Origin of the sequence: Microbacterium aurugineum (assembly GCF_023101205.1) — a bacterium.
GTDB classification, from domain to species: Bacteria; Actinomycetota; Actinomycetes; order Actinomycetales; family Microbacteriaceae; genus Microbacterium; species Microbacterium aurugineum.
Genome location: NZ_CP078078.1, coordinates 103,706 through 127,318, shown reverse-complemented (window position 1 = coordinate 127,318; position 23,613 = coordinate 103,706). Strand labels below are relative to the sequence as shown.

Genomic DNA, 23,613 nt, shown 5'->3' with positions numbered 1-23,613 from the left:
CTCTTCCGTCAGGTCTTCGGCAACTCGGGCGTCGACGCCGCCAGCCACGCGTCGCGCATGAACCGGCGCACGTCTTCGTCGACCCGGATGTCCCGTGGCCGTAGGTCGCGTGACAGGTACAGGCCGTCCAGGGACGTCAGTCGACTCAACGCCACGTACGTCTGCCCCGGCGCGAATGCCCCGGATCCGAGGTCGATGATCGCCCGCTCATACGTCTTGCCCTGCGACTTGTGGATCGTGACTGCCCAGGCGAGACGCAGCGGGAACTGGGTGAACTCGGCGACCACGTCGCGGGTGAGCTTCTTGGTGTTCTGGTCGTAGGCGTAGCGGAAACGCTCCCACACGGCAGGCTCGACGTCGACCTCCTCGCCGTCGATGTCGACGCGCACAGCGCTACCGAGGATGCGCGTCACCGTGCCGATGGTGCCGTTCACCCAGCGCGGCGGCTCGCCGGACATGGCGGTGTCGTTGCGCAGGAACATCACCTGCGCCCCGACCTTCAGCTTCAGTTCGCTCTCGGCGGGCAGGGCGGCTTCACCGCGTCCGAAGTCGCCGCTCACCTCGGCCCGCGCGGTCTGCTCCTTGCCGGGCAGCGCATTCAGGTGCTGGCTGTTGATCTTGTTCACGATGTCGTTGCGCGTCGCGAGGGTGATCATGGGCACCTCGCCCGGCTCCGGCTCCGGGGGCGTGCGTCGTCCCTGCGTGTTCAGCACCCCCGCGATCTCCGCCGTGACGCGGCCGTAGCGCACGGCGTTGAGCATCGACTTGAAGCCATCGTCGGACTGCCGGTGGATCTGCACCAGTTCCCGCACGTGCAGTTCGGCACGGGTGTCGACCTGGAACAGCCCCTCCTGGTCGGAGAGCCCCGATCCCCCCGCCCAGACCTTGGCATCGAAGAACCAGAACGAGCGGTAGTGGTCCTGGACGTAGCGGGCCTCGTCGCCGCGGGGCGGGACGGGAGCGAGCTGGTAGGGGTCACCGAACATGACGACCTGGACACCGCCGAAGGGTTCCCCCCTACGCCCCCTGGCCTGGCGCAGGGAGCGATCGATCGCGTCCATCAGGTCGGCGTTGACCATCGAGATCTCGTCGATCACCAGCGTCTCGATGGCGTTCAGGATGCGCCGGGTCGCGTCGTTCTGGTCGATGTCGGCGTCGCCGATCAGACCGATCGGCAGACGGAAGAGGGAGTGGATCGTCTGGCCCTCGACGTTGAGCGCCGCGACGCCCGTCGGAGCGCAGATGGCGATCTGCTTCTTCGTGTTCCAGGCGAAGTGCTGCAGCAACGTCGACTTCCCGGTGCCGGCGCGACCGGTGATGAAGACGTGCTCGCCGGTGTCCTCGATGAGCCGGAACAGCTCTTGCTGCTCCTCGGACAGGGCGGGAAGGGACACGGCACTCACAGGGGCAGTGGACGGAAAACGGGGCGCCACCCATGCTACGTCCCGGCATCCGCGCCCGGCCGCCGACGCTCGGCGTCCCCCCAGGACGCACTCCTAGACTGGCGCCATGGAGCGGGCCAGGTCGAGCGCGCCCCGGCGGTCACGCCTGGGCGTCGATCTCGCGATGCTCGTGGTGGTCGGGCTCATGCTCGTCGCAGCGATCGGCGCCGGAGGTGCCACGCTGTACCAGCAGTTCTACGGCCCGTCCGCGTTCGTGACCCGCTACCTCGACCTGCTCTCCTCCGGCCGCGCCGCAGACGCACTACGGGTGCCCGGCGTCGCGATCGACCGCGAGATCCTCGAGGAGTCCGGCATCGACCCGGCCGCGTCCGAGGCCATGCTGCGCCGCGCCGCACTCGCACCGCTGACCGATGTGAAGGTGGAGTCGGAGGAGCAGGCCGAAGGCGGCACCGCCGTCACGGTCAGCTACGAGGCGAGCGGTCATGCCGGCACCAGCACCTTCCTGATCGAACAGGACGGCTGGGCGGGAGTCACCCCGAACTGGCGCTTCGCGGAGAGTCCGCTGGCCGTCGTCGAGCTCACGGTCCGCGGCGTGGACCAGTTCGCCATGAACGGCTTCGAGGTCGACCGACGGCAGGTGTCCGCAGCGGGCGCCGAGGCCGACGCGATCGACCCGCTGCCACTGCTCGTGTTCACCCCGGGACTGTACGCCGTGACGGTGGACACCCCGATCGCGACGGCCTCCGGACACGGTGTGCTCGCGGACACCCCGCTCGCCGTCACGCCGCTCGATGTGCAGACCACGCCGACAGACGAATTCGTCGAGGTCGTGCAGCAGCGGGTCGAGGAGTTCCTCACCGCGTGCACCACGCAGGACGTGCTCCTGCCGACCGCCTGCCCCTTCGGCCTGCGGGTCACGGACCGCATCTCGTCGCCGCCGAAGTGGTCCATCGCGACGCAGCCTCAGGTCACGGTCACGCCCGACGGCGGACAGTGGCAGATTCCCACGACCGATGCCGTCGCGCACGTCGAAGTCGAGATCCAGTCGCTCTTCGACGGCTCCATCGACCCCGTATCGGAAGACGTGCCGTTCCAGCTCAACGGCACCATCGCGATCCTGCCCGACGGTTCCGCGTCCATCAAGATCGGCTCACCGGGCGAACCTCCCGTCGACTGACGGATTCACCCGCGGGCCTCAACGCCTCTCGCGCTCCTCGCGACGCTGGTCCTGAGCGGCGAGCTCGGCCAACTTGGTGTTGTACTCCTCGAGTTCCCTGTCTCCGGTGCGATCCGCATGCCGGTCGCGCCGACGCTGCAGCTTCGTGTCGCTGCGGCTCCACTGGATCGCGACCGTGATGGCCAGGATCAAGGTCGGGATCTCGCCGATGGACCAGGCGATGCCGCCGCCGACGTACTGGTCCTGCAACGGATCGGCCCCCCAGTCACGGCCCATCGATCCGAACCACTCCGCGACCATCAGCCCCTCCTGCATCATGATCGCGATGCCGAAGAAGGCGTGCATCGCCATGACGGCGATCAGGGTGATGAGGCGGCCGGGGTAGGGAAGTCGGTACGGCACCGGGTCGGCACCGATCAGGCTCATCACGAACAGGTAGCCCGAGATCAGGAAGTGGATCACCATCCACTCATGACCGATGTGCTCGACCATCGCCCACCGCACCAGGTCGGTGAAGTAGAACGCCCACAGCGACAGGATGAAGATGGCCGCGGCGACGAACGGATGGGTGACGACCCGGGCGAACGGCGAATGCACGGCCCACATGATCCACTCGCGGCCTCCCCGGGTACCGTCGTCGCGCTTGTGGATCGCGCGCAGGGCGAGCGTGATCGGTGCGCCCGAGACCAACAGCAGCGGGATGGCCATCGACAGCATCATGTGGCCCATCATGTGGATGCTGAACAGGTACTCCTGGTACGCGTTGAGCGGGCCGCAGGTCACCCAGAAGAGCATGAGCAGCCCGAGCACCCAGAAGACCGTGCGATGGATCGGCCAGCGATCTCCGCGCAGATGCAGGCGCCGGACGCCGGCGAGGTAGAAGAACAGGCCGAAGGCCGCGACGACGATCCAGAGCACATCGAAGTCCCACGCCGTGAACCAGCGTTCGAGCGTCAACTCGGGCGGCAGCGTCGACCCGGTGAGGATCTGGGCGGGCGTCTGCGCGAACGCGGCGACCTCACCGGTGGGAGGGGGCGTGCGCGCGAGCGCGGCAGCGGCGCCGGACGCGAACCCCATCAGCGCGACTTCGCACAGGACGAGGAGCCAGAACCAACCCGCCGCACGCTGCCCGGCGAGCTTCGGGATGAGGCGAGCGCGGTACCAGGCGCCGAGCAGTCCCATGCCGCCCAACAGCGCGGCTTTCGCGAGCACGATCCAGCCGTATTGTGTCGTCCACAGCGCGTCCCAGCTTCCGACGGCCACGATCGACCGGGTCAATCCGGAGAAGGCGACCACCGCGAACGCCGCGATCGCGAGGGAGGAGTAGCGTCCGACGAGTCGAGCGGTGTCGACGTCACCGCGCCCGCGGAGCAGCACGAGGAGCAGGAGCCCACCCAGCCAGACCGCGGCACCGACCGTGTGCAGCAGGATCGAGTTGACGGCCATGTTGTGGCCTGCGAGGTCGCCCGCGTGCCCCTGCGTCGCGAGGGGGATGAAGGAAGCCGCGGCGAGCAGTGCGGTGATGAGCGTGGGCGTCCACGAGCGCCAGGCGAAGGCGAGCACCGTGATGATCGCGCCGAAGATCGTCGTGATGAGCCAGGACTGTCCCAGAGGCAGCTCCAACAGGAAGCGGCCGAGCTGCGTGCCGAACTCCCGCTCGATGCTGAGCTTCGGGTTGAAGGCGGCCATGAACGCGAGGAACCCGGCGAGGCCCGCGGAGACCGTGAAGACGGCAGCACCGACGGAGGCGATGTTCAGCGCCGCGTCGAAGGAGCGCTCCCCCGCGCGCAGACCGAACAGCGCGAGGACGAGAGAGCCGAGCATGACGGCGGCCGACATGTTCATCACGAGTTTCGCGAGCGGGGTGCCCCAGAGCACGATCGGCCCCGGATCCTGCAACAGCGGTGCATCGGCACCGCCTCCGACGACGAGCGCCACCACCAGGGCCACCAGCGCGGCGACGAGGAGGATGACCACCCCGGCGATTCGATACGCCGAAATCCGACTCGTCGACTCGCTGCGGGAACTCACCCCTCCAGCCTAGGCGCGCCGGGAGGGGCGAAAGCACGAAGGCCGCTCCCGTCGGAACGGGAGCGGCCTTCGAAGAGGTGCGGTCTGCTTACTTGACGGCAGCCTTGAGCTTGGAGCCAGCGGTCACCTTGACGCGCTTGCCGGCCGGGATCTTGATCTCGGCGCCGGTCTGCGGGTTGCGGCCCGTACGAGCAGCGGTGTCGACCTGCTCGAAGGAGATCCAGCCCGGGATGGAGACCTTGCTGCCCTTGGCAACAGCGTCGGAGACCGTGGCGAACAGCGAGTCGAGGACACCGGAGACGGTGGCCTGGCTCTGGCCCGTGGCGCTAGCGATGCTCGCGACGAGCTCGGTCTTGGTGATGGACTTGTCAGCCATGTCATCCTCCAGCGACGAGATCCCGTCGCATCGTTGTGGGTATCGGGGCGGGTGCCCCTGGTCTAGTGACCGCCTCGAATGTATCAACGACCACCCACATATCCGCGTCATTTCGCGGGTTTTGGGCAATTACTGGGCGTGTCGCGTCACATTCGTCACTCCAGTCACAGTTTTGGGGAGCTCACGCGGTGCGCGCGCGGGCTGACGCAGAACTCTCGGGGTGAGGAGAACTCTCGCCGGTGAGGAGAATTCGCGGGATGAAGGAGCAGTCGCAGGGTGAGGAGAACCCGCGGGATGAAGGAGATCTCACGGAATGAAGGACCAGATGCGGAATGCACTCCTTCATTCCGTGAGTTCTCCTTCGCAACGCGAGGCGTGAGTCCAAGGAAGCAGGCGATCAGGAGAGGGCGATCAGGAGAGGGGATGATCAGGAGGGGGGATGATCAGGAGGGGTGATCAGGAGAGGTGGGCGCCCTGCGCCACGGCCTCCATGATCACGGACTGCACCTCAGACCAACGGTGCATGACCTGTTCGTAGCTGAAGCGCAGCACACGGTAGCCACGGAGGACCAGCTGCGCGTCGTGAGCGATGTCCTTGTCCCGCTGCTCCCCGGTGTGGGTCGCACCATCGATCTGGATCACCAGTCGATCACCGATGAGGAGATCCACCCGCCGATCGAGGCACCAGGCTTGTGGCAGCATGCGGAGCCCCAGCCAGCGGAGCCTGTGGATCACGATGGTCTCCAGCCCCGAGTCCGCGAACGGTCGCGCCCGCTCGAGCAGCGCTCGTGCCGGCGCCGGAAGGTCGAGGCCACGGAGGCGCGCACCATCGACGTACCCCTTGTTCATGGCCGACTCCCAGATGACCAGGGCGGTCTCGAACGGCTGGCATTGCGCGATCACGGCCAGCACGTTGAGCAGTTCATCCACCGTCGCGTCGGGGGGCCGAGGGACCACCGGTTTCGACCAGTGCACGACGACCTGGGACGGCACCCGGATCCGCGCCGCGTTCGGGCGGGCAGCGACGTGCAGTGGCGTCTTCTCCGGAATCCAGAGTCCTCGCCTCTCCGCCGCCGTGACACAACTGAGCACGACACCGTGAGCCGCCGCCCCGACGATCTGGGGGTCGGCATCCGGCAAGGCCACCCACCCCTGCCGCACGGTGACGACCTCGAGACGCTCCTTCGACCGCCGGAGCGAGTGCGCACTCACCCCGGCCGCGCGCAGAGTGCGCACCCGCGCGACCCCTCCACGACGCCACAGCTCATCCACGGGATCCATCGGACGATCCTGCCTCCAGCGGGCGCGCGCACGCCGCCCGATCACCGGCAGAAGGGCAGAGCTCGATCGCCGAGGCTTCGGTGCAGGAACAGACCCCTGAAGGAGATCTCACTGAATGAAGGAGTGGATCCAGCGTTCGCTCCTGCAATTCGCGAGAAGTCCTTCAGAACGCGCGGGGCGGGACAGGGGAGAAGCAGGGAGTGAGGGACGGCAGGAGTGAGGCAGGGAGGGCAGCAGGGAGGGAGGGCAGCAGGAGGGACGGACGGCAGGGAGGAGAGAGGAAGGAAGGAGGGATGGATGCAGGGAGGGTGGAGACGCGAAAGGGGCGAGGATCCGAAGATCCTCGCCCCTTTCGGCTGTCTGCTGAGACTTACCAGCTCGACTTGGTCACGCCGGGCAGCTCGCCACGGTGTGCCATGTCACGGAAGCGGACACGCGAGATGCCGAACTTCGTGAGGACACCGCGGGGGCGGCCGTCGATGACGTCGCGCGAACGCACGCGAGCAGGCGACGCGTTGCGCGGCAGCTTCTGCAGGCCGACGCGTGCGGCCTCGCGGGCCTCGTCGGTGGCGTTCGGGTCGACCAGGGTCTTCTTCAGCTCGGCGCGACGCTCTGCGTAACGCTCGACGATGACCTTGCGCTGCTCGTTGCGAGCGATCTTGCTCTTCTTAGCCATTGATCAACGCTCCTCTCGGAATTCGACGTGCTGACGGATGACCGGGTCGTACTTCTTGAGCACGAGGCGGTCGGGGGTGTTGCGGCGGTTCTTCTTCGTCACGTAGGTGTAACCCGTGCCTGCCGTCGAACGCAGCTTGATGATCGGACGTACGTCCTGAGCCTTCTTGGCCATTAGAGCTTCACACCCTTCGCCTGGAGGTCCTTGACCACGTTCTCGATGCCGCGGACGTCGATCACCTTGATGCCCTTGGCGGACACGTTGAGCGTGATCTTACGACCGAGCGACGGGACGAAATAGGTCTTCTTCTGCACGTTCGGGTCGAAGCGGCGCTTCGTCCGGCGGTGCGAGTGCGAGACGTTGTGACCGAAGCCGGGAACAGCTCCGGTCACCTGGCACACTGCTGCCATGATGGTGACTCCTTCTATACCGTGAGGCCGGACGGCCCCACCCAAGATCCCTTGTCTGCACGCAACCCGACCCGCCGATCTCTCGGCCGCGGAAGGAGAAGCATGCGAACTGCGCACAGGAGTGTGCGCAGACAAAGAGTCAGTTTAGCACGGCTCATCTCGCCGCCTGAACCGCCGATTCCGCCTGAACCGCCGATTCCGCCTGAGCCCCTCTCCCCCACCGGAACGGCGACACGGTGGGGTCGGCATCGATCCAGAAGCGCCAGGGGAAGGCAGCGGTCCCGGCGACGCCCGCGACGCCGACCCTGGGGCCGCGCACCACATCGTCCCGCGGCTCGCCGAGCCACAACTCGGCCCTCGCCCCGTGCCGTTCCTCGCCGGTGATGGCGTCGATGCCGTCGTGCAGGGGATGCCGCAACCCCACGGCCTGCCCGAGACGACCGGGCCCACGCGCCAGCTCCCGCCGGGCGATGCGGCTGAGCGGCAGCGTCGCACCTCGGCGCCGTGCCGCGGCATCCGCTCCGATCACGATCTCCCCCGCACGCAGCAGCACGCCGTCGCCCTGCCCGATCGGCCCGCACACCACGTTGACGCAGGAGTGGATGCCGTGACTCAGATACACGTAGAGATGTCCGGGCTCGCCCCACATGGTGGCGTTGCGCGGCGTGCGTCCCATCCGCGCGTGGGATCCGGGGTCGGCGATCTCGCCGGTGCCCTGCCCGTGGTAGGCCTCGACCTCGGTGATGCGCAGTCGCACCTCGACAGGTCCGCGTTCGTCCGTCGCGGGGGCGAACGTCCGAAGCTCGGCCCCGAGCAGGAGCGGCGCCACCTCGACCGCCGAGCCGCTCAGGTCCGCACGGACCGCGCGTCGCAGACCATCCTGCTGCGGCATCTCAGAACCGCGGGGCCGTCTGGCACCAGGATGCATCGAAGCCGGTGAGAGCGACCATCTCCTTGCCGCTCTCCATGTCGATGAGGTGCGTCTCGACCTGCTCGGGCAACGGCAGCAGCATTCCGTCGTAGGGGTTGTTCGCGAGGTCGGGCGCGATCGCCACGGCCGCATACTGACCACTCGGGGAGGCGCACGCCTGCAGGATCGAATCGGTCGCCCCGATCTCGACCAGCGGGGTGGCTTTGCCGTCGTCGTCCACGCGGATGACGGCCTGTCCGATCGGGAGTCCCGCATCGTCACGGGCGACGACGTGCCGGAGCGTGCCACCGGGGAACGGGGTGATGGAGGTCGCCGTCCCGTAATCGGGGTCGGATGCTGCGAGCGGCTGCTCCGATCCGTCCGCGAGGTTCAGTTCGACGACGGCCCCGTCGAGGCGCTCCACGATGGCGGTGTAGGTGCCGCGGGAGATGCCCTGGATCATGGCGGCGAGACCGAGGGACTGCACGCCCGCGTCGCTCGAGCGGTCCACGAGGGACAGTGCACCGTCGAAGTCGATGAACAGCACGGCGGCGCTGTCGGGCACGAACTGCCACACGAAGACACTCGCCTCCGCACCGGCGACCTCGATCACCTGCGGCTCGTCCTTGCCGCTCAGCGACTGGGTGACGAGCACGCTCGCCCGCCCTTCGTCGTCGCTGAGCTCGCGGTCGGAGTAGCTGTAGCCGACCAGGCCGCCTCGCTCCGAGACCTGGACGGCGCCGACGTAGCCGTCACCGGGCAGGTCGAGTTCGCGCTGGTTCTTCCCGTCGCGGTCCATCACGAGCAGGTGGGAGCCGTCCTCTTCCTCCACCGCGACCACGAGCTGCGTCGAGGTGGCCCGGAAGTCGTTGATCTTCTCGTGCTCGTACACCGCCACCCCGTCGCCCTTGAGGTCGGTGAGGAAGATCTTGTCCTTGCCGTCGACGTCTCGGCGCAGCAGGAAAATGGTGGACGGCGGCGTCGTGAACGACGTGGTCAGGGTCGTCGACGGACCGCCACCCGCACCGGCCACGTCGGCCACGCGGATCGTGTACTCCGTCGAGTCGTCGAGCGGCACCGTGAAGCGGACGCCGACACCCCGACCCGAGGCATCGACCGTGAACGGCGTCGCCGGCTCGACGGTGACCTGCTCGGGATCGATGTCGGCGAGCGCCTGGTTCGCGGTGAGGATGACCCTGCTCCCGGAGGACTCGATCGCATGTTCCGCGTCCACCTGCACGTCGCTGATCCGCGGGCCCTGCAGGAGACTGACGATGCCGAGCCCGGTCCCGGCGAGCACGAGGACGCCCAGCACCGCACCGAGTGTGAGGAGGAACCTCCGCGGGTTCCGCGGCGCGCTCGGGGCCGGGGCCTCGGACGCGGCCGTCAGCGGGGGCTCGGCGGGAGGGGAAGTCGCCGGCTCGTCGTCGATCTGCGGGGCGGCACCCACGAACACGGGCTCAGGTGCGACAGGGACGGCCGGCAGCGCGGTCGCTTCGGCATCCTCCCGCGCGGCGGCCTCGAACGCGGCCATCTTCCGTGCGGCCGCCTCCTGCTCCGCGACCTCCCGTTCACCGGCTCGGCGCACCGCCGCCTCCCGAAGAGCGGCGTCCCGAAGAGCGGCCTCACGGACAGCGGCGTCGTCCGCTGCGGCTTCCGGCTCGTCGGCGGGGTGCGCGGCGTGATCCGGCGGGGTGACCGCACGCTCGATCCGCTCGGCCTCCGCCGCCTCTGCGGCTTCACGGGCGGCGCGCAGCTCGGCGCGGGTCCGCGGAACGGCGGGCGTCTCGGGGCGCTCGTCGTCAGTACTCATACGGGTCCCCGGGCTCGTCGATCGCGACGACGTCGGTCGGTTCGATGTGGAGCTTGCCGTCGCTGTCCGCGCGCACGGTGCCGGTGACCTCGACCCACTGTCCGGTCGGGTAGTCGTTCGGATCGACGGTGACCGGCAGTGCGGCCGTCTGCGCATCGATCACGCAGTGCGTGATGACCAGCCGGGTCAGGTTCACGCCGTCGCCCGATCCCGGGGTCACGAAGCCGGTGAGGGTCACGGGCGCACCGTCGTAGGCCGAGGTGTTCGTGGACGCGGCGAAGACGCTCGCCCAGTCGCCGACGCCGAAGGTCGAGGTATCAGCGACGCCGAGCGCGACGCTGTCGGAGCCGGCGAACAGCGCGCTCTGCTCCCCCGCGCGCGACATCGCGAGCTCGACCGAGAGCGACGCCGGGGGCAGCACCAGGGCCGCGATGACGACGCCCGAGGCGATCACCCCTCCTGTGACCGCGCCGACACCCGCAAGGGAACGGCGGCGCGGGGTCGCGGACGAGCCGGATTCCGTGTCGTCGGAGACTTCCGTGCCGTGACCGTGTCCGTGGTCATGACCGTGATCGCCCTCTTCGCCGAGAGGCAGGGTGCACGACCAGATCGCGCCGGCCAGGGTCACGACCGCGGCCGCACACGCGAACCACACGGTTTCGGGGCTGATGTAGAGCGTGAGGCGGTCCGTGATGCCGAGTCCGAGGGTCACGACCGCGATCACCGCAGCGAGGCCGACCCCGAGCCAGCGGGTGGCGAGGGCACGCGCACGTGTGGTGGTCTGCTCAGACAAGGACGTTCACCCCGATCCCGATCGCGAACGCCGAGGCGAGGACGATCCCGACGATCCCGACGAGGGTGCGCCCGGTGAAGGTGGTGCGCATGAGCGCGAGCATCTTGATGTCGACGAGCGGTCCGACCAGCAGGAACGCGACGATCGCGCCGGACGAGAACGTCGAGGCGAACGACAGCGCGAAGAACGCGTCGACGTTCGAGCAGATGGCGACCGTCATCGCGAGCGCCATCATGGCCACGATCGACAGCACCGGGTTCGAGCCGATCGCGAGCAGCCACTCCCGGGGAATCAGCACTTGCACGGCCCCGGCGAGTGCGGAACCGATGACCAGCGCGGGCATCACGGCGCGAAGCTCGATGAGGAACTGGGTCAGGCTGCGGCGCACCGGCGTCCCGGGCTCGTGCGTCACCCGGTCGCAGGTGTCGACGAAGCGCTGCGTGAGCATGCCGTCGGGGTCGGGGTGGCGGCTGTAGATCCAGCCGATCAGGTTCGCGATCAGGTATCCGCCGACGAGGCGCGCGACGAGGATCCCGCCGTCCCAACCGAACGCGGCGTGCGTGGTGAGGATCACGATCGGGTTCACGATCGGCGCCGCGATCAGGAACGTCATCGCCTCGGCCGGGGCGAGACCGCGCATCATGAGCCCACGGGCGAAGGGCACGTTGCCGCACTCGCACACCGGGATGAGCATCCCCAGCAGCGACAGCACGGCCCGCCGCGCCCACGCGCGCTTCGGCAGCCAGCGGTGGATGACATCGGCGGGCAACCAGACCTGCACCACGATCGACAGCAGCACACCGAGGATCACGAACGGGAGCGCCTCGATCAGCACGCTCAGGGCGAGGGTGAGGCCGTCCTGCGCACGGGTGGGCAGCGACGCCGGGAACAGCGTCGGCAGGAACGCATCGACCAGGAACAGTGCCGCGATGATGACGGCACCGAGGCCGACGCCGATCCATGCCGAGCGCGCAGTGGGCGCCGGGCGATGGGAGTGACCGTGGCGGGTCGCCGTCGCTGCCGAGGGGCTCACGCGTTCGCAGTCCGTTCGGCGTCGCGCTTGTTCGCGCACGGGGTGCACAGTCCGAAGATGTCCACCACGTGAGCGGCATCCGTGAAGCCGTGCAGGGCGGCGGTGCGATGCGCCCACTGCTCGACGTCCTTGGCCTCGATCTCCACGGTCAGACCGCACGATCGGCAGATCAGGTGGTGGTGGTGTCCCTGGGTCGTGCAGGCGCGATACAGCGCCTCACCCTCGGGGCTCTGCAGCGAGTCGGCGTCACCGGAGGCGGCGAGTCCCGCGAGAGCGCGGTACACGGTCGCCAAGCCGATGCCCGTGTTGTCGTCGCGCAGGGAGGCATGCAGGCTCTGCGCACTCACGAATCCGCGAGCGTCGGCGAGTGCTTCGCGCACGCGTTCGCGCTGCCAGGTGTTCCGCTGAGCCATACGTCGAGTCTAGGCCGCTGCGGTTGGCGAGGGCTGGGAGCGGCCAGGACCCGTTCGAATCGCGTGAATGGTCGCATCTCGGGCTGATTCCCGACCATTTGCGCGATTCGGAAGCACGGTCTCAGACCCGCACCCGCCGGACCCTGGCCCGCGCCCGCTGCACGATCCAGCACACGACGTAGATCGTGAACGACAGCGTCGTGATGTACGGGCTCACGGGCAGCGTGCCGGCGAGGGCCAGCAGGATTCCGCCGACCGCCGAGACGAACCCGAAGAGCGCCGCGAGCAACGGCACGGCGATCGGACCGGCCGTCACACGCATGGCCGCGGCCGCCGGGGTCACCAGCAGTGCCATCACGAGCAGCGCCCCGATGATGTGCACGCTCACCGCGACGATCAGGCCGAGCAGCACCATGAACAACAGGCTCACCGCGCGGGTCGGCACACCACGGGCGGCAGCGGATTCCGGGTCGAGGGAATCGAAGCGGAGAGGGTTCCACATCACCAGGAGTCCGATCAGCACGACCAGGCTGATCCCGATGAGCCACCCGAGGTCCGGCGTGGAGACCGACACGATCTGCCCCGTGAGCAGGCTGAAGCGGTTGGCGCTGCGACCGTCGTAGAGCGAGAGGAAGAGGATGCCGAGGCCCAGGCCGAACGGCATCAGCACACCGACGATCGAGTTTCGGTCCCTGGCCTTGGCCCCCAGGATGCCGATGAGGATCGCGGCGGCGAGCGCGCCCGCGAGGGATCCGGCCACGACGCTGCCGCCGAAGAGCAGGGCCGCTGCGGCTCCCGCGAACGACAGCTCGCTCACGCCGTGCACGGCGAAGGCCAGGTCGCGCTGCATCACGAACACGCCGATCAGACCGCCGACGACGCCGAGGACGGCGCCCGCGATGATCGAGTTCGCGAGCAGGGCCACGAGCTCGCCGTAGTCCTGGAAGGAGAACACGTCGCTCCAGTCGACGAGCGGCACCATGACCGATGCGACGTTCATGCGACTCCTCCGTGCTCGTGATCGCCGTGGTCGTGGTGCGGTTCGGCATCCGGAACGCCGACGACGACCAACCGGTCGCCCGCACGGAGCACGAACACCGGGGTGCCGTAGAGGTCGGTGAGCACGCGGGTCTGCAGCACCTCGTCCGGGGTCCCGAGCAGGAACCGTCCGCCGGCGATGTAGAGGATGCGGTCGACCCGGCCGAGGATCGGATTGATGTCATGCGTGACGAACAGCACCGCCGCCTCGCGCTCGCGCGTTTGACGGTCGATGATGTCGGTCACGGCGACCTGGTTGGCGAGGTCGAGGTTCGACAGCGGCTCATCGCACAGCAGCAGGGCGGGCTCGTCGGCGAGGGCCTGTCCGACCCGAAGCCGCTGCTGCTCTCCGCCCGACAGCAGCCCGACCCGTCGTTCGGCGAACTCCGACGCGCCGACCGCCTCGAGTAGACGGTCGACCTTCGCGCGGTCGCCGCGGTGCGGGATCGGGAAGCCGAAGCGGCTCCCCTGCACTCCGAGGGCGACGAGATCACGTGCCCGCATGCTCGTGTCCGGAGCCAGCGAGCGCTGCTGCGGGATGTAGCCGATGCGGGGGTTGCCGCGGTGCACGGGCTCTCCGGCGACCTTGATCACGCCGGACGACAGCGGCTGAAGCCCCAGGATGCTGCGCAGGAGAGTGGTCTTGCCCGACCCGGAGGGGCCGAGCACGGCGATGAACTCTCCCGGCTCGACGGTGAGGTCGAGTCCCGACCAGAGCTCCCGATCGCCGCGATGCAGTGAGGCGTCGGAGATCTCGAGGACCGGATTGTCGCGCGGTGCGGCGCCGCCGCTCACGACTCGACGGCGGCGGCGAGGCTCTGGATCGCGTCACTCATCCACTCAGAGTACGACGATCCGTCCTCGAGCAGCTCCGTGAAGGCGACGACGGGGATGCCGGCCTCCTCGGCCGCGGCCTCGACGCGCTCGGTCTCCGCACCACCGGTCTGAGCGTTGGTCAGCAGAGCGCCCACCGTGCCGCTGCCGATCACATCGAGCGCTTCGAGCAGGACGGCGGGCGCGACATCGGTGCCCTCTTCCACGGACTCCGCGAATCCTCCCGGGGTGACGTCGGTCAGGCCCGCAGCCGCGGCGAGGTACCCGGGCAGCGGCTCGGTGATGAAGACCTCGACACCCGCGGCGTCCGCCTTGATGCCCTCGAGGTCGGCCTCGAAGCCCTCCAGGTCGGCGATGAGGTCGTCGGCGTTGGCCGTGAAGTCCTTCGCCCCGTCGGGGTCGAGCTCGGCCAGCTCCTCGCTGATCGCCTCGACGACGTGGATCATGGTGTGCGGGTCGAACCAGACGTGCTCGTTGAAGCCCTCGATGTGGTCGTGCCCCTCATGACCCTCTTCACCCTCGGCATGATCGTGGTCGTGGCCCTCTTCCTCGGGCGCATCGGTGGCGGACTCGTCGGCGTGGTCGTGGTCCGCTTCGTCGTCGTGGCCCTCATTGCCGGGGAAGTCGTGCGAGTACTCGACGGCCGTGATGACGTGCGGGTCCTTCGCATCCTGCAGCAGCGTGTCGATGAAGGCGTCGTATCCCCCGCCGTTCTCGATCACCAGGTCGGCCTTCTGCACCGTGAGCCGGTCGCGGGCACTCGCCTCGTAGGAATGCGGGTCCTGCGAGGCGGAGGTGATGATCGACTGCACATCGACGCGGTCACCGCCGATCTGCGACGCGATGTCCCCGTAGACGTTCGTGCTCGCGACGACCGTGATGGTGCCGTCGTCGCCCTCCCCCTCGGCGGGGGTGGAGCATCCGGCCAGCGTGAGGGCGGCAACGGATGCGAGGGCGAGGACAAGGACGGGCTTCTTCATGCTCCCACTCTAAACGCTAATGAGAACCATTATCAAACTGAGAGTCCAGCCTCTCCTTTTCCTGCCGTCCACGCCCCCCATGCGCGCCGAGACCCCCGCTGACGCGCGACGACAGACGGGGGTCTCGGCGCCAGACGGGGGTCTCGACGACAGGCGGGGGTCGCTAGCCGAGCAGGCGCGCCGGAGCGATCCAGGCTGTGGCCTCGCCGGGAAGCACGAAACCGTCGAGGGGGGCACTCGAGAGGACCACGTCGGCGGCGTCCGCACCAAGGTCGAACGGGGCCGTGCCGAAGTTCGACACCACCTGCCATCCGTTCGGCCGGGCGAAGTGCAGCACGTCGTCGCGCCCGGTCTCGATCCACTCCAGGGCCTCGTCGGTCTGCAGCAGATGCCGCAGGCGCAGGGCCTCCCGGTACAGCGACAGTGTCGACGACGGATCCGCCGCTTCCACGTCGACCGCGTACTCCGCGAACCACTCCGGCTGCGGAAGGTGCGAGCCCGCGGCACCGAAGCCGTGCGAGGAACCCTCCGCCGTCCACGGCAGCGGCACGCGGCATCCGTCACGGCCCAGTCCGTCGAACTCGGCGCCGCGGAAGAAGCCGGGGTCCTGACGCTGCTCGGGCGTGATCTGCGCGACCTCGTGGAGTCCGAGCTCCTCCCCCTGGTAGAGGTACGTGCTGCCGGGGAGGCCGAGCAGCAGAAGAGTCGCGGCGTGCGCCCGGCGGAGTCCGCCCTCACGGTCCAGCGCCTCAGCCGGCCCGCCGGCCTTCACCCACCCGGTGCCCTGCTTGACCGGACGGCCGTTCAGCGCCGGAAGTCCGTAGCGGGTGGCGTGACGCGTGACATCGTGGTTCGACAGCACCCAGGTGGTCGACGATCCGGTGGCCCCCGCCTGCTGCAGGTTGTCGGCGATGATGCTCCGGAACTGCGCGGCGTCGAAGTCGGCGACCAGCAGGTCGAAGTTGAACGCCTGCCCGAGCCCCTCGGCCGAGGCGTACTTCGCACGGCGTTCCGGGGTCTCGACCCAGGCCTCGGCGACGGCGGTGCGGGGCGGGTCGTACTCGTTGAAGACCGCACGCCACTCGGCGTAGATCTCGTGCACGTCGTCGCGGTCGATCATCGGATGCGTGCCCGAGGTGCGGTCCATCGCGTCGAGTTCGGCGCGCGAGGGCAGCGGCTCGCTGAGGTCCTTCGTGAGCATGTGGGCGACGTCGATGCGGAACCCGTCGACGCCGCGGTCCGACCAGAAGCGCAGCGTCTTCAGGAAGTCGGCGCGCACCTCGGGGTGATCCCAGTTCAGGTCGGGCTGTTCGACGGCGAAGTTGTGCAGGTACCACTGCCCATCCGCCACGCGCTCCCACGCACTGCCACCGAACACCGAGTCCCAGTCGGTCGGCGGCTCGGATCCGTCGGGGCCACTGCCCTCACGGAAGATGTAGCGCTCGCGCGCGGCCGATCCCCGACCGGCGGCGAGCGCCTCCTGGAACCACTCGTGCTGGTCGGACGAGTGGTTCGGGACGATGTCGACGATCACGCGGATGCCGCGGGAGTGCAGCGCCTCGACCATGTCGTCGAAGTCGGCGAGTGTGCCGAGCCGCGGATCGACGTCGCGGTAGTCGGCGACGTCGTACCCGCCGTCGGCGAGCGCCGAGGGGTAAAACGGGCTGAGCCAGACCGCATCGATGCCGAGGTCGCGGAGATAGTCGGCCCGGGAGACGATGCCCGGGATGTCGCCGATGCCGTCGCCGTTCGCGTCCGCGAAGCTGCGCGGATAGATCTGGTAGACGGCGGCCTGACGCCACCAGGCGGCATCTTCGGCGGTGCGGGTCTCGGCGAGAAGCGCGTCGGTCATGAGAGGAGGACTCCTTCTGTGTTTCCGGTGGTTCCGGTGGTTCGTGTCGTTCGAGGAGGTGGTCAGCCCTTGACGGCACCCTGCGTGACGCCCTCCATGACCCATCTCTGGGTGAACAGGTAGGCCACGATCGCGGGTGCCATCGCCATCAGGTACGAGGCGAAGGCGACGTTGTAGTTGTTGCTGAACTGGTTCTGGAACAGGTTCTGCCGCACGGGCAGTGTCTGCAGCGCCGGATCGGCGATGATGAGCGACGGCATCATGAAGTCGTTCCAGGCGTAGAGGAAGGCGAAGATGCCGACGGTCGCGCTCATCGGCGCGAGCAGCGGAAAGATCAGCTTCCAGAACGTCTGCCAGGTCGTGGCGCCGTCGATGCGGGCGCTCTCCTCGAGCTCGATCGGGATCGACCGCAGGAACGCGGTGAACAGCAGCACGCTGAAGCTCAGCTGGAACATGGTCGCGAGGATGATCACCCCGAACGGGTTGTCGAGTCCGACGCGTCCGGTGAGCTGGATCTGCGGCAGCGCCACGACGGGGAACGGGATGAACATCGCCGCGAGCAGGTAGAAGAACGAGTAGCGGAACAACCGACGGTCCCAGTTGCGCACGATCGCGTAGGACGCGAACGCGGCCAGCACGATCGTCGCGGTCACCGTACCGGCGGTGACCAGCAGGGAGATTCCCGCGCCGACGGGGAACTTCGTCAGCGTCCACGCCTCGACGAAGCCGTCGAAGCTGAACGGGGCCGGGAGCGAGAAGGCGTTGCCGTCGACCGCCTGCCCGGTGGTCTTGAGCGCCATCGAGATGGTCACGTACAGGGGCAGGAGGACGGTGACCGCGCACAGGATCAGGATGACCGTGCCCGACCAGTTCACGCGCTCCATGCGCACGCGCGGCTTCTTGCCCGAGGTGGGGATGGTGGTGAGTGTCTGCGTCGACATCAGAGTGCGTTCCTTCCGCGCGTCAGCGACAGCTGGAGGAGGGAGATGAGCACGGCGACGATGAAGAAGATGGTCGCGTTGGCCATCTGGTAGGCGTAGTCGCCGCCGTTGAAGCCCGCGATGATCGTCATCGCGACGCTGCGGGTGGACGTGCCCGGACCTCCGTTGGTGAGGCCGACGATGATGTCGTAGGCGTTCAGGAAGCCCTTGAACCCGAGGATCACGTTGATCACGACGTAGCCCGCGACGAGTGGGAGCGTGATGCGGGTGAGCTGTTGCGCCTTGCTGGCCCCGTCGATGCTCGCCGCCTCGTACACCTCGCCGGGGACGGACAAGAGGCCGGCGATGTAGATCAGCAGTGTCCCGGGCACGGCCTGCCAGGCCGTGACGATCACGATGGCGATCCAGGCGAGGTCCGGATTGGCGAGCAGGCTCGTCTCGAGCCACGGGATGCCGGCCGCCGCTCCCGCCGCAGGGATCGAGTTCGAGAACAGGAAGTTGAAGACGTAGGCGATGATGATGCCCGAGATCACCATCGGGATGACGAAGATCGTCCGCAAGCCCGTCTTGAACCGGATGCGCGAGGTGAGCCCGACCGCCAGCAGGAACGCGACCACGTTCACGACGACGACCGTGGCGATCGAGAACCCGAACGTGAACAGGTAGCTCTGCAGGATCGACGGATCACTGAACAGGGCGATGTAGTTCGTCAGCCCGTTGAAGCTCCACTCCCCGATGCCGATCGAGTCCGTGAAGCTGAAGAAGATGCCGATGACGCCCGGCATCGTGATCGCGAGCGTGAAGAGCACCAGCGTGGGCAGCAGGAACAGGTAGTAGATCGGCTCGACGCGACGCGTGTGCCGCCGGAGCTTCCGGTCGCCGCCCGTCACGATGACGGTCGTGCTGTCCGACGCCGAGGGGGTCGTCGTGGTGCTCATGATGCGCCCTCCTCACCGGCGGCGTTGTCCTGGGTCGAGGGGATCGGCGCACGGAAGGCGATACGGGCCCAGTCCGCGTCCATCGTGCGCAGGATGGAGGTCGGCGAGGCCCCGAGCACCATCGCCTGCGCGTAGTTGAAGATCGGGAGGGTCTTGGGAACGAGCACCGACGGGCCCTGATAGATCTGGCCCTCGTCGTAGTACTCGATCATCCCCTCGACACGGGGGTCGTCCGGAGCCGGCGCCCCCTTCGTCGGGGTGAAGCCCAGCTGCGAGGCGTTGTACTCCTCGATGTTCCGGGGCTCGTAGAGGAACTCGAGGAAGTCCCGGGCGGCCTCCTTGTGACGGGAGCCCTCCGGGATCATCGCGGCGAGGTCCATGTTCACACGCACGCCGAGGTCGTCCGGATCATCGGTCATCGGCAGCGGGAAAGTGCCCAGCTGCAGATCCGGCGCGGTCTTCGCGATCTCACTGAACGCCCACGGCCCCTGCAGGTACATCGCGGCCTCCCCCTTGGCGAAGGCCAGGTTGCCGTCGCCGTAGCCGCGGCTCGGCGCATCCGCGTTCGTGTAGTCGTTCGCGAGCTGCATCATCTTGTCCATCGGCTCGGCGAAGTCCTTCGAGAACGAGACCTCGGAGTCGGGCCCCACCTCCGCCCCCTCGTCCGCGAGGGCGTCGAAGAACTCGATCACGTCGACCGAGCCGCCCGCGGTGTAGTCGTACCAGCCCTGCCCCACGGTCCAGTCGTCCTTGAACGTGCCGTAGAACGGGTCGATGCCGGCGGCCTTCAGCTGGTCGCACACCGCGAGCAGCTCGTCCCAGGTCTGCGGAACCTCGAGACCCTGCGCCTGGAAGATCTCCTTGTTGTAGATGACCGATGCGGCCATCACCGAATACGGCAGAGCACTCGTCCGCCCCTCGCAGGAGCCGTACTGATCCATGAGCGGCTGCAGGTCGTCGCGGATGTCCGCGGCCGCGTCTGTCTCGGACAGATCGGTGAGGGCGCAGCGCTGCACGAAACGGGCGATCTCGTAGTTGTAGTTGGCGAGCATGATGTCGGGCGGATTGCCCCGCACGAAGCTCGCCGAGACGACATCGACCCCCTAGGTGTCGATCTCGACCCGCACGTCGCTCTGCGACGCGTTGTACTCGGCGACGAGGGCGGTCATGAATTCGATCGCCTCGCGCTTGCTGAAGGTGAAGCGGATGGTCTCCGCTCCTGAGCCGGGGGCGCATCCGGCGAGCGCCGTGCCGACCAGGGTGACCCCCAGGGCTGCGGCCACCGCTCGGGCCGCTCGTGTTCGTCTCTCAGACACCGTCGTCCTTCCGATATATAAATCCACAGACTAAATCTAGTGAGCGAATTTACTCTGTCGAACGGTACTCTCTCATTGAGAAGACAGGGAGGTCAAGTGTCGTGACAGAAGTCTCCGCAGACCTGGGCACCGGCCGCGCGAGCGTGGGGGCGGTCCTCGACTTCGCCTGGACGGCCGGCGAGTTCACCGCGACCGAGGCGATGGCGGGCACCTCCCTGACCCGCTCGACGGCCATCGACGCGATCGACACCCTGGTCGGGGCCGCCGTGCTGTGCGAGCTTCCGAACGCCCGCGCGGTCGGCGCGTACCGCTCCGGCAGACCCTCGCGGCGCTTCGTCTTGGCCCCCGACCTCGGGGTCGTGATCGGCGTGGATGCGGGAGACACCCACCTCGCCGTCACCGTGGCCGACCCCCTCGACCGCACGCTCGTGCACCACCGCCTGGAGTTCACGCCCTCGCAGTCGGCCGACGAACGACGCGCGACGATCCTCGAACGCCTCGGCGACGCACTCACCGAAGCCGAGGTGACGCCCGACCGGGTGCTCGCGCTGTGCGTCGGCGTCGCGGCGCCCGTGAACCGCGATGGTGTGTCCCCTCCGCACCCCGACGGCTTCTGGGAGCGCACCAACCCCGGCCTCGCCGAGGCCCTGCGCGACTGGGCTCCCGTCGTGCAGATCAAGAACGATGCGCAGCTCGCCGCGATCGCCGAGGGGACGGAGGGAGCGGCGATCGGATGCCGCGACTACGTCGCTCTGCTCGCGAGCGAGAGATTCGGCGGCGGCGTGGTGGTCGACGGCCACGTGCTGCACGGCGCGCACGGCGGCGTCGGCGAGGGCGTCGTGTTCGACCACATCGTGGGCGTCGGGTCGGCGTTCGGACTCCGCTACGCGGTGGAGGATCAGGTGCGGGCGGCGGTGGATGAGGGCGAGATCGCGGCGGACAGCGCGGTCGGACGCCTCGTCGCAGCAGACCGCATCGATCCCCGCCTCGTGCTCACCCTCGCCGCGTCGGGTGACCCGGATGCCGAGCTGGTCACCTCTCGTGTCGGCGCCACCGTCGCCCGTATCGTCGGCGTGCTCGGCAGCATGTACGACCCGGCGCGCGTCATCGTGTGCGGAGCGGTCGCCGAGAGCATCGAGCCCGTGCTGACCGCCGCCCGGCGCATCCTCCCCGAGGAGCTGCACCTGCCGGCACCGGAGATCCTCGCCTCGACGCTCGGTGCCGAGGTCGTCTCACGCGGAGCCGTCGCGACCGCTCGCCGCGCGGCCAGGGAGTACGCCGTGCCCCGGCTCGCCGAGGAACGCCTCCGCGCGAGCGCGTAAGGCCGCGAGCGCATAAGGCGGAGGAGCGGCGCGCGGTCAGTCGCGACCCTCCTCGTCCCCCGTCGTCTCCTCCGGCTTCTGGCGCGCGCGGAGTCGAGTCTCCCGCCGGTTCTCGCCGACGGTCAGGGAGGCGTCTCCGGAGGCGGTGTGGGCGGGATTGCCGGGCCCCCGAGGCTGGATACGACCGGGCTCGAGCGTCCGGGTGACGTCTTCGGCCGAGACGACGGGGATCTGCCCGGTGGCGGTTTCGTACCACTCCGTCAGGGCAGGATCATCCGTGTCGATCCCCGCGCCCGCACCTTCGTCGGCGGCGACCTCGGTCGCGCCGAACACGAAGTCGTCGCCGTGCTCCGCGATCCCGCGACGCACTCCCTGTGCGATCGCCGCACGCGCGTATCGATGACGCAGCATGTAGGGGTCCGTTCGCAGTTCCTTCGCCCACGCGATCATGATGCCGATCACGATGACCGCGAACGGCAGCGCCGACACCACCATGATCGATTGCAGTCCGGACAGAGCGGTCTGACCACCCGCGAGGAGGAGCGCGAGTGCTGCCGCGCCGAGCAGAAGCCCCCACGTGATCGTCACCCAGGTCGACGGCTCCGGTTTGCCGCGCTGGCTCATCGAGCCCATCACGATCGCAGCGGAATCCGCCGAGGTCACGAAGAACAGGATGATCGAGATCATCGCGAGCACGGAGAGCACCACACCGAACGGCAGCTCGCCGAGAACCGCGAAGAGGATCGCTTCCGGCGACCCCGCCTCCGCGATGCCACGCCCCTCGGACTCGAACAGCATCGTGGTCCCGCCCATGATCCCGAACCAGACGACGCACACGATCGACGGCACGACGATCACGACGGTGACGAACTCCCGAAGCGTCCGACCGCGGGAGATCTTCGCGATGAACATTCCCACGAAGGGCGTCCAGGAGATCCACCAGGCCCAGTAGTAGTTCGTCCAACTCGACATGAACGCGGCGGCGTCCTCGCTCTGGGCGGGGTTGCGTGTGAGCATGATCCACAGCTCCCCGAAGAAGGCGGAGACGCTGGCGGGGATCATGTTCAACAGGAACAGGGTGGGACCGGCGATGAAGATGAACAGTCCGATCACGGCAGCGATCACCATGTTGATGTTGGACAGCGCCCGGATACCGCGCTTGATGCCGGAGACGGCGGAGACGACGAACGCGGCCGTGAGGACCGTGATGATGACGATGAGGCCCGTGTTACCGAGCGGCCCGATACCCGTGACGACTTCCACACCACTGGCGATCTGAAGGGCACCCATGCCGAGCGTGACACCGGTACCGAAGAGCGTCACGATGATCGCGAAGACGTCGATCACGGCGCCGATCCAGCCATCGGTGCGCTCGCCGAAGATCGGCCGGAAGATCGCCGAGATCAGTGGAGCGCGGCCTCTTCGATACGCCGCGTAGGCGATCGCCCCACCGACGAGCGCGTAGAACGCCCACGCCATCGGACCCCAGTGGAGGATCGACTGTGCGAGAGCGTCGAGCATCGCGTCGCGGCTCCCCTCGGCAGCCGTGAAGCCCGGCGGAGGATCCATGAAGTAGGTCAGCGGCTCCGCCGGCCCCCAGAACAGGAGGCCGATCCCCATGCCCGCGGAGAACAGCATCGCGATCCACGACACGGTCGAGAACTCCGGCGACTCGTCGTCGGCGCCCAGCCGGACGCCGCCGGTGCGGCCGTAGCCGACCACGAACATGAAGGCGATCGTCACCACGGCCAGCAGGGAGAACAGCCACCCGAAGTTGTCCGTCACCCATCCGAGCGATGCGGCACCCGCCGCGCTGATGCTCTCCGGGGCGAGGAAGCCCCAGATCACGACCGCCAGCACGAGCACGCCGGCGACGCCGAACACGATCCAGTTCGTATTGAACACACGGGGCGTGTCTTCCACACCGATCCCGGGGATCAGCGCGGGGTGGGTCACTTCTTTCAGGATCTTCTTCGGCGAAGGTTTCCCTGGTATTGAGGTCTTGCTCTCGGCGTCTCGTTCTCGGTCGATCATCGTGATCTCCTTACACGGCCGGTTCTTCGGGTCGAACTGGTC

General features: G+C 68.3%; 21 protein-coding genes and 1 pseudogene. 2 read left to right on the top strand and 20 right to left on the bottom strand.

Going from position 1 to position 23,613, the window contains the following annotated elements:
• Positions 1-8: 8 nt before the first annotated feature.
• A complete protein-coding gene (locus KV397_RS00605) occupies positions 9-1,394 on the bottom strand; it encodes an ATP-dependent DNA helicase (RefSeq protein ID WP_047524258.1) in 1,386 nt (461 codons plus the stop codon).
• Positions 1,395-1,509: 115 nt separating this feature from the next.
• On the opposite strand from KV397_RS00605, the gene KV397_RS00600 reads away from it, so the two are divergent.
• Positions 1,510-2,580 carry a hypothetical protein gene (locus tag KV397_RS00600; protein WP_261811908.1) on the top strand — a complete coding sequence of 357 codons (1,071 nt, stop codon included), beginning with the start codon at positions 1,510-1,512 and terminating at the stop codon, positions 2,578-2,580.
• 18 nt (positions 2,581-2,598) lie between these two features.
• Here the strand turns inward: KV397_RS00600 and KV397_RS00595 are convergent, their stop codons facing one another.
• From KV397_RS00595 to KV397_RS00510, 18 genes and pseudogenes are all read right to left on the bottom strand, one after another.
• Positions 2,599-4,557 carry a bifunctional copper resistance protein CopD/cytochrome c oxidase assembly protein gene (locus KV397_RS00595; protein WP_261811907.1) on the bottom strand — a complete coding sequence of 653 codons (1,959 nt, stop codon included), beginning with the start codon at positions 4,555-4,557 and terminating at the stop codon, positions 2,599-2,601.
• Positions 4,558-4,699: 142 nt separating this feature from the next.
• Positions 4,700-4,987 carry an HU family DNA-binding protein gene (locus tag KV397_RS00590; RefSeq protein ID WP_017203554.1) on the bottom strand — a complete coding sequence of 96 codons (288 nt, stop codon included), beginning with the start codon at positions 4,985-4,987 and terminating at the stop codon, positions 4,700-4,702.
• Between the two features lie 456 nt (positions 4,988-5,443).
• A complete protein-coding gene (locus KV397_RS00585) occupies positions 5,444-6,268 on the bottom strand; it encodes an endonuclease domain-containing protein (RefSeq protein ID WP_261811906.1) in 825 nt (274 codons plus the stop codon).
• A gap of 370 nt (positions 6,269-6,638) precedes the next feature.
• Positions 6,639-6,944, bottom strand: coding sequence for a 30S ribosomal protein S14 (gene rpsN / locus KV397_RS00580; RefSeq protein ID WP_017829734.1), 306 nt, complete (start codon positions 6,942-6,944; stop codon positions 6,639-6,641).
• Between the two features lie 3 nt (positions 6,945-6,947).
• Positions 6,948-7,118, bottom strand: a complete 171-nt coding sequence (gene rpmG, locus KV397_RS00575; RefSeq protein WP_017203558.1) for a 50S ribosomal protein L33 — start codon at positions 7,116-7,118, stop codon at positions 6,948-6,950.
• Positions 7,118-7,354 (bottom strand): 50S ribosomal protein L28, encoded by a 237-nt coding sequence (rpmB, locus tag KV397_RS00570; RefSeq protein WP_017203559.1) that lies wholly within the window; start codon positions 7,352-7,354, stop codon positions 7,118-7,120. The genes rpmG and rpmB overlap by 1 nt, the downstream gene beginning before the upstream one ends.
• Positions 7,355-7,508: 154 nt before the next feature.
• Positions 7,509-8,246, bottom strand: a complete 738-nt coding sequence (locus tag KV397_RS00565) for a DNA-3-methyladenine glycosylase (RefSeq protein ID WP_261811905.1) — start codon at positions 8,244-8,246, stop codon at positions 7,509-7,511.
• Between the two features lies 1 nt (position 8,247).
• Positions 8,248-10,077 carry a hypothetical protein gene (locus KV397_RS00560; RefSeq protein ID WP_261811904.1) on the bottom strand — a complete coding sequence of 610 codons (1,830 nt, stop codon included), beginning with the start codon at positions 10,075-10,077 and terminating at the stop codon, positions 8,248-8,250.
• Positions 10,067-10,870, bottom strand: coding sequence for a TIGR03943 family putative permease subunit (locus tag KV397_RS00555; protein ID WP_248570029.1), 804 nt, complete (start codon positions 10,868-10,870; stop codon positions 10,067-10,069). The genes KV397_RS00560 and KV397_RS00555 overlap by 11 nt, the downstream gene beginning before the upstream one ends.
• Positions 10,863-11,903, bottom strand: a complete 1,041-nt coding sequence (locus tag KV397_RS00550) for a permease (protein ID WP_131493527.1) — start codon at positions 11,901-11,903, stop codon at positions 10,863-10,865. Before KV397_RS00550 ends, KV397_RS00555 begins: the two co-directional genes overlap by 8 nt.
• Positions 11,900-12,316 (bottom strand): Fur family transcriptional regulator, encoded by a 417-nt coding sequence (locus KV397_RS00545; protein ID WP_047524209.1) that lies wholly within the window; start codon positions 12,314-12,316, stop codon positions 11,900-11,902. Before KV397_RS00545 ends, KV397_RS00550 begins: the two co-directional genes overlap by 4 nt.
• A gap of 121 nt (positions 12,317-12,437) precedes the next feature.
• Positions 12,438-13,298: a metal ABC transporter permease gene (locus KV397_RS00540; protein ID WP_047524250.1), complete on the bottom strand. Its 861-nt coding sequence runs from the start codon at positions 13,296-13,298 to the stop codon at positions 12,438-12,440.
• A gap of 14 nt (positions 13,299-13,312) precedes the next feature.
• The gene (locus KV397_RS00535; protein WP_261811903.1) at positions 13,313-14,149 is read right to left on the bottom strand and encodes a metal ABC transporter ATP-binding protein; all 837 of its coding nucleotides are present in this window, start codon (positions 14,147-14,149) and stop codon (positions 13,313-13,315) included.
• The gene (locus tag KV397_RS00530; protein WP_153243135.1) at positions 14,146-15,168 is read right to left on the bottom strand and encodes a metal ABC transporter solute-binding protein, Zn/Mn family; all 1,023 of its coding nucleotides are present in this window, start codon (positions 15,166-15,168) and stop codon (positions 14,146-14,148) included. The genes KV397_RS00535 and KV397_RS00530 overlap by 4 nt, the downstream gene beginning before the upstream one ends.
• A 163-nt stretch (positions 15,169-15,331) precedes the next feature.
• Positions 15,332-17,020, bottom strand: a complete 1,689-nt coding sequence (locus tag KV397_RS00525; RefSeq protein ID WP_261811902.1) for a glycoside hydrolase family 13 protein — start codon at positions 17,018-17,020, stop codon at positions 15,332-15,334.
• A gap of 62 nt (positions 17,021-17,082) precedes the next feature.
• Positions 17,083-17,961 carry a carbohydrate ABC transporter permease gene (locus KV397_RS00520; protein WP_131493533.1) on the bottom strand — a complete coding sequence of 293 codons (879 nt, stop codon included), beginning with the start codon at positions 17,959-17,961 and terminating at the stop codon, positions 17,083-17,085.
• On the bottom strand, positions 17,961-18,899 hold the full coding sequence (locus KV397_RS00515; RefSeq protein ID WP_261811901.1) for a carbohydrate ABC transporter permease: 939 nt from the start codon (positions 18,897-18,899) through the stop codon (positions 17,961-17,963). The genes KV397_RS00520 and KV397_RS00515 overlap by 1 nt, the downstream gene beginning before the upstream one ends.
• Positions 18,896-20,215: pseudogene (locus KV397_RS00510) on the bottom strand (ABC transporter substrate-binding protein). The gene KV397_RS00515 and the pseudogene KV397_RS00510 overlap by 4 nt, the downstream one beginning before the upstream one ends.
• A 101-nt stretch (positions 20,216-20,316) precedes the next feature.
• On the opposite strand from KV397_RS00510, the gene KV397_RS00505 reads away from it, so the two are divergent.
• The gene (locus KV397_RS00505; protein WP_131493537.1) at positions 20,317-21,537 is read left to right on the top strand and encodes an ROK family protein; all 1,221 of its coding nucleotides are present in this window, start codon (positions 20,317-20,319) and stop codon (positions 21,535-21,537) included.
• A 36-nt stretch (positions 21,538-21,573) separates the two neighbouring features.
• Here KV397_RS00505 and KV397_RS00500 read toward each other — a convergent pair whose 3' ends face one another.
• Positions 21,574-23,571 (bottom strand): BCCT family transporter, encoded by a 1,998-nt coding sequence (locus KV397_RS00500; protein ID WP_081997088.1) that lies wholly within the window; start codon positions 23,569-23,571, stop codon positions 21,574-21,576.
• Positions 23,572-23,613 lie beyond the last annotated feature (42 nt).

Bases quoted from the DNA above. Each gene is read 5' to 3' on its own strand.
- KV397_RS00525 (WP_261811902.1), bottom strand. From the start codon at position 17,020: ATGACCGACGCGCTTCTCGCCGAGACCCGCACCGCCGAAGATGCCGCC.
- KV397_RS00520 (WP_131493533.1), bottom strand. From the start codon at position 17,961: ATGTCGACGCAGACACTCACCACCATCCCCACCTCGGGCAAGAAGCCG.
- KV397_RS00530 (WP_153243135.1), bottom strand. From the start codon at position 15,168: ATGAAGAAGCCCGTCCTTGTCCTCGCCCTCGCATCCGTTGCCGCCCTC.
- KV397_RS00560 (WP_261811904.1), bottom strand. From the start codon at position 10,077: ATGAGTACTGACGACGAGCGCCCCGAGACGCCCGCCGTTCCGCGGACC.
- rpsN (WP_017829734.1), bottom strand. From the start codon at position 6,944: ATGGCTAAGAAGAGCAAGATCGCTCGCAACGAGCAGCGCAAGGTCATC.
- KV397_RS00565 (WP_261811905.1), bottom strand. From the start codon at position 8,246: ATGCCGCAGCAGGATGGTCTGCGACGCGCGGTCCGTGCGGACCTGAGC.
- rpmG (WP_017203558.1), bottom strand. From the start codon at position 7,118: ATGGCCAAGAAGGCTCAGGACGTACGTCCGATCATCAAGCTGCGTTCG.
- KV397_RS00545 (WP_047524209.1), bottom strand. From the start codon at position 12,316: ATGGCTCAGCGGAACACCTGGCAGCGCGAACGCGTGCGCGAAGCACTC.
- KV397_RS00500 (WP_081997088.1), bottom strand. From the start codon at position 23,571: ATGATCGACCGAGAACGAGACGCCGAGAGCAAGACCTCAATACCAGGG.
- rpmB (WP_017203559.1), bottom strand. From the start codon at position 7,354: ATGGCAGCAGTGTGCCAGGTGACCGGAGCTGTTCCCGGCTTCGGTCAC.
- KV397_RS00600 (WP_261811908.1), top strand. From the start codon at position 1,510: ATGGAGCGGGCCAGGTCGAGCGCGCCCCGGCGGTCACGCCTGGGCGTC.
- KV397_RS00515 (WP_261811901.1), bottom strand. From the start codon at position 18,899: ATGAGCACCACGACGACCCCCTCGGCGTCGGACAGCACGACCGTCATC.
- KV397_RS00590 (WP_017203554.1), bottom strand. From the start codon at position 4,987: ATGGCTGACAAGTCCATCACCAAGACCGAGCTCGTCGCGAGCATCGCT.
- KV397_RS00540 (WP_047524250.1), bottom strand. From the start codon at position 13,298: ATGGTGCCGCTCGTCGACTGGAGCGACGTGTTCTCCTTCCAGGACTAC.
- KV397_RS00585 (WP_261811906.1), bottom strand. From the start codon at position 6,268: ATGGATCCCGTGGATGAGCTGTGGCGTCGTGGAGGGGTCGCGCGGGTG.